This window comes from Sphingobacterium shayense (genome assembly GCF_013179575.1).
Classification (GTDB): Bacteria; Bacteroidota; Bacteroidia; order Sphingobacteriales; family Sphingobacteriaceae; genus Sphingobacterium; species Sphingobacterium shayense.
In genome coordinates this window covers 1-4,224 of the sequence record NZ_JABMCQ010000246.1, presented here as the reverse complement: position 1 = coordinate 4,224, position 4,224 = coordinate 1, and the positions used below count along the sequence as shown (strand labels likewise).

The 4,224-nt window shown below is 40.0% G+C and carries 6 protein-coding genes; 3 read left to right on the top strand and 3 right to left on the bottom strand.

Annotation, left to right across the window (positions count from 1 at the left end; translation table 11 throughout):
- Window positions 1-917: alpha/beta hydrolase (locus tag HP439_RS18130; protein ID WP_172391742.1), on the top strand; the 917-nt coding region annotated here is incomplete at its 5' end.
- Window positions 918-977: 60 nt separating this feature from the next.
- Here HP439_RS18130 and HP439_RS18125 read toward each other — a convergent pair.
- Window positions 978-1,199 carry a hypothetical protein gene (locus tag HP439_RS18125; RefSeq protein WP_172391741.1) on the bottom strand — a complete coding sequence of 74 codons (222 nt, stop codon included), beginning with the start codon at window positions 1,197-1,199 and terminating at the stop codon, window positions 978-980.
- On the bottom strand, window positions 1,177-1,719 hold the full coding sequence (locus tag HP439_RS18120; protein ID WP_172391740.1) for a peptidase associated/transthyretin-like domain-containing protein: 543 nt from the start codon (window positions 1,717-1,719) through the stop codon (window positions 1,177-1,179). The genes HP439_RS18125 and HP439_RS18120 overlap by 23 nt, the downstream gene beginning before the upstream one ends.
- Before the next feature lie 324 nt (window positions 1,720-2,043).
- Here HP439_RS18120 and HP439_RS18115 point away from each other — a divergent pair, with 324 nt between their 5' ends.
- Together HP439_RS18115 and HP439_RS18110 are read left to right on the top strand one after the other, a co-directional pair.
- The gene (locus HP439_RS18115; RefSeq protein WP_172391739.1) at window positions 2,044-2,910 is read left to right on the top strand and encodes a hypothetical protein; all 867 of its coding nucleotides are present in this window, start codon (window positions 2,044-2,046) and stop codon (window positions 2,908-2,910) included.
- Window positions 2,907-3,614 (top strand): ATP-binding cassette domain-containing protein, encoded by a 708-nt coding sequence (locus HP439_RS18110; protein ID WP_172391738.1) that lies wholly within the window; start codon window positions 2,907-2,909, stop codon window positions 3,612-3,614. Before HP439_RS18115 ends, HP439_RS18110 begins: the two co-directional genes overlap by 4 nt.
- Before the next feature lie 71 nt (window positions 3,615-3,685).
- On the opposite strand, the gene HP439_RS18105 is transcribed toward HP439_RS18110, so the two are convergent.
- The coding region (locus HP439_RS18105; RefSeq protein WP_172391737.1) for a cation:dicarboxylate symporter family transporter at window positions 3,686-4,224 on the bottom strand (539 nt) is incomplete at its 5' end.

Genomic DNA, 4,224 nt, shown 5'->3' with positions numbered 1-4,224 from the left:
CAGATTTAAATAGTGGCGGAGGTGAGCCCTTAGAAACGTTGCCACCGGCGAAGGCACGTCAAGTCTTAATCGATGCGCAGGAATCGGTACAATTTGATTATTCCGATATTCAAGAGTCCGAACATTCTATCTCTCTGGAGGGTATAGATGTAAAACTACATATTATCAAACCTCTTGTTGCGGATCCTGGACTGCCGGTTTTTATGTTTTTCCATGGTGGCGGATGGGTTTTAGGGGATTATCCGACGCATAAGCGCTTAGTTCGAGACCTAGTCGTACTCAGCGGCGCGGTAGCTGTTTTTCCGGATTACACACCCTCACCAGAAGCCCGTTTTCCGACAGCAATCAATCAGGCATATACTGCGACCAAATGGGTGCAACTGCATGGTAGAGAGATCGGAGTGGACGGTGAAAGGTTGGCGGTAGTCGGAAATAGTGTTGGAGGAAATATGGCGGCCGTTGTCGCATTGATGGCAAAAGATAAAAAGGGGCCGAAGTTAGTGCAGCAAATACTTTTGTGGCCCGTTACTGATGCAGACTTTACCAAAGCTTCGTATACGGAGTTTGCGCAAGGTCGATTTCTTACAACACCAATGATGAAGTGGATGTGGGACAATTATCTACCAGAGCTTGATGCACGGAAGAATAAATATGCCTCGCCACTACAAGCAAGACTAGATGAACTTGAAGGGTTGCCACCGGCTCTTATTCAGGTTGCAGAAAATGACATACTTCACGACGAAGGAGTTGCTTATGGCCGTAAACTAGATGAGGCAGGGGTACCGACGGTCATCAGTGAATACAAAGGTTTTATCCACGATTACGGTATGCTTAACCCTTTGTCTCACATTCAAGCGATTCAGGTCTCTATTCGGCAGGCTGCTAGCGTACTTCGTGAAGCATTGTTCCGGCAATGAAGGTAAGAGTCCGTGCGCTTTTAAGAAAGTGCGATAATCGGCGTGCAGTAGCGTTCAGCGTCATTGCTGCCGAGAATTTAGAAAAGTTTGGTAGCATTTTTTTATATACACCTGTGCGTCGTACATTGTCCATGGCTGCACTTGTTCCGCGGTGGGGTGATATTTTTCCATAAACTCAATCAAATCATCATCCCTTATTGAAGTGACAGATTGTATTAGTTTGGCATTAAAGAAGTTATTAACTTTTTCACGCTCTATTTCAAAGGCAATTAGTCGTGACATTTCGCGGGCGTTTCTTCCATTTTTGGAGAGTAGTTCCATAGAAAAATGTTAACGGTTTTCCTCCAAAAGGGGAGAGAAGTGTAATAGGTGGGCGGCCTTGGTAGTATATTCCTTTCCTTTTATTACGTGCGCGGTTAATACCTTTTAGATTTTCTAACCTGCTACTTCCTCGATCATGGACGACGACAACCTCTTGGAGTTCGATACTTCTTTTTGTTAAAAATATAGAATCTCCAAGGGCACTAAATAAGACCATTTTCGTTTTCCAGCCCGAAAGTCTAAATTCGATACTGTCATTCGGTCCGAACAGAATGCTAAAGTTTCCCTTACGATCAGAATTTGTCTTTTGTTTTCGAGTAAGATTCGATATTGTCACACCACTTACACTGGTTGCATCATCAGCAGAGACGATAGTACCCCTGTAGGGCGGGTACAGTTGAGGGTACACGTCCTTTTTAATAAACATGAACAAGAATAACAACGTGAGGCTGGAACAACTGTGTTTAAAAAGTCTTGACATGCAATTCTGGTCAATATGTTTCCTGAACTAAAATATACTTAATTCTTTTACTATCGAGTTAATATTTGTTAAATAAGATCAAAATATACCCTAAACCTAGTATTAACATTATTTAACTTGATGTTTTAAACCGAATTTACTCTATTTATAGATCAAAGGATGATACAAAAAAACAATACTTCAGGCACGCGCTCATAAAATAAATGATTTTAAAACCTATTTTTGATAGCCTGTTCGCGGTTTATTTAACCAAGTGAATTTTTCGTTTGTTTTATGGTTCTAAATTACATAAAGTTACAGCTGCGATTACTCAAACGACGCTTCGTGGAAGCAGGGTTTTCTGCGTTATTATTCTATCCGGTAATATTAGGTCTGCATGTATTGTTATACCACTTTGTCAAGGCCTATCCAACATGGGGGGCTTATTCGGTTTCATTAATTAATCTTCAAGTCTTGTTTACGCTTTCCGATTTTAGACGCATCGATTTCTTAAAAACAACGTTCACTAAACGCGATTATTACAACATCAGGCTCATTGAAAATAGCATAATCAGCTCAGGATCGATAATCGTCCTGTTAATCTCCGGCCATTTTGTATTGGCAGCAGTCAGTATCATTCTTTGCGTAGGTTTTCTTTTTACGACGACTGCCTCCGTTTGGACCAGAAGAATTCCTACGCCGTTCACAAAGAAGCCTTTTGAGTTTATTATAGGGTTCCGCAGAACATGGTTATTACTCTTAATACTTTATAACATAGCAATGTTAGGCGCAATATTTGGAAATCAGAACCTTGCTCTGTTTGGACTATTTTGTATCTGTTTTTGCTGTATGTTTTATTATGATCAACCAGAACCTTCTATGGTTTTGTGGAACCGTTCACGAACTGCCTCACAATTTTTAATGTATAAGATACGGCGCGGCCTGGTACAATTATCCCTGCTTATTCTCCCGTTGATGGGTGGAATTGTAGCTTTTTTTCCGGAGTCATATTATAAAGTTTTAATTGTTTGGTTTTTGGGGTTATTTTTGATCCCGTTTGTTATTTGTGTAAAATATGCTGTATTCCCAAGGAAGATAAATATAACGGAGGGCTCGATTCTTGCGTTATGTTTAGCATTTTACCCACTCGTTTTAGCTCTTATTCCATATTATTTTTATAAAGCAGTCAGTAACTTAAATAAATTGCCATGATACGTTTAATTAACCTTTCGAAATCATTTGGAACCAAGAGTGTACTGGATTCGCTCGACGCCAACTTTACTGCGGGGAAGGTGTATGGTATTGTGGGGGACAACGGGGCGGGTAAAACTACCCTATTTCGGTGTATTGCTGGATTAGAACATTATAAAGGGACTGTCGATGCGCATAAAAACCCATTAAAGAATTATCTAGGGTATATCACCTCAGAGCCCTATTTTATGTCAAAAATCACTGGTGAAGAACACATTTACTTGCTGGCAGACGCACGAAAAATAAATATTGAGAATCTTCAGGAGCAAAACCTGTTTAACCTACCTTTGAAAGAATATGTCTCAAGCTATTCCACAGGTATGAAAAAAAAGCTAGCATTAACGGCCGTTTTCCTGCAGAAAAACGACTATTATATTTTAGATGAACCCTATAACGGTATCGATTTACAGAGTAGCATGCTTCTTACAGCCGTAATTGAAAGGCTCAAGACTTTGGGTAAAACGGTATTAATTTCTTCTCATATTTTTTCGACTTTAAAAGAATCTTGTGACGAAATTCTCCTGCTAGAAAATGGGCAATTTAGAAAAACAGTGTTGAAAAAAGACTTTAATATCCTAGAAGACGAAATGAAAGCAAAGCTTATGGTAAAAGGTATTGACAAAATGCTTTTAGGGCTTGAAAAGGATGAAAAATTTTTACTCTAGTCTGAGAAAGACATGGGATATATCGCAACAATCCTATTTGTCAAAAGATACCCAATCCAATGTTATTTTCGCTAATCATTGGACCCTATTTTTTGATGAAGCAGATCGCTATCCAATCCGTTTTCATATTTTGCGACCACAATTGTTGCTGCTGCGTTACCAATAATATTGGTAATAGCACGCGCCTCACTCATAAATCTATCGATTCCTAAAATCAACCCTACAGCTTCAACCGGAACGTGCCCGACAACCGGCAAAGTTGCCGCAAGGGTTACAAAGCCGCTTCCGGTTACGCCCGCTGCGCCTTTGGAAGTTAGCAAGAGAACCAGTAGGAGCGTGATCTCCTGCTCGATATTCAAATGCATATTAAGTGCTTGAGAAATAAACACGGCAGCCATGGTCAAGTAAATACATGTACCATCTAAATTGAACGAATAGCCAGTGGGGATGACCAAACCAACAATTGATTTGGAACAACCGGCATGTTCAAGTTTCTGCATCAGTCCGGGCAGAGCAGACTCAGAAGAGGAGGTTCCAAGAACGATGAGCAATTCCTCTTTAATATACTTTAGCAGTTTAAAAATACTTACCTGTGCATAAAAATAAAGCA

Coding starts and splice junctions, on each gene's coding strand:
- HP439_RS18125 (WP_172391741.1), bottom strand. CDS start 1,199: ATGTCACGACTAATTGCCTTTGAAATAGAGCGTGAAAAAGTTAATAAC.
- HP439_RS18120 (WP_172391740.1), bottom strand. CDS start 1,719: ATGTCAAGACTTTTTAAACACAGTTGTTCCAGCCTCACGTTGTTATTC.
- HP439_RS18110 (WP_172391738.1), top strand. CDS start 2,907: ATGATACGTTTAATTAACCTTTCGAAATCATTTGGAACCAAGAGTGTA.